This window comes from Aerococcus sp. L_32, from assembly GCF_050689315.1.
The window spans coordinates 1-510 of record NZ_JBOEQF010001298.1; the positions used below are offsets into that span (position 1 = coordinate 1).

The following is a 510-nucleotide window of genomic DNA, read 5'->3' on the forward strand; positions in this document are numbered from 1 at the left end:
TGGTTAGCTAAAGCTTCAGTTTCGGCAGCGTTTTCAATTAATTCTAAACCATCTCGAATCCATTGAATAGCTGAACCAGCAACGAATACAGACCCTTCTAAGGCGTAAGTAACCTTGTCACCAATCACGAAACCAACTGTCGTTAATAGGTTATTTTCAGATAATTTTAACTCACTTCCAGCATTCATTACGATAAAGGCACCAGTACCGTAAGTTGATTTTACAGTACCTTCTTCTGTAGCTAATTGACCAAATAATGCCCCTTGTTGGTCCCCTACCATACCAGAAATTGGTACTTCATAGCCATAGAAGTGGAATCCGACTGTATGACCATATACTTCTGAATTGGAGCGGATTTCAGGCATCATGATTTTTGGAACATTTAACATGGCTAACATTTCATCGTCCCACTCCAGCTTTTCAATGTTCATCAACATTGTACGAGAAGCATTTGAGTAGTCAGTAGCGTGAACTTCTCCATTAGTTAATTTCCAAAGCAACCAAGTATCA

Annotated in this window: 1 protein-coding gene; it reads right to left on the minus strand. The window is 39.2% G+C overall.

The window, feature by feature from the left end:
• Positions 1-510: FGGY family carbohydrate kinase (locus ACRCJ0_RS19430; RefSeq protein WP_431391860.1), on the minus strand; the 510-nt coding region annotated here is incomplete at both ends.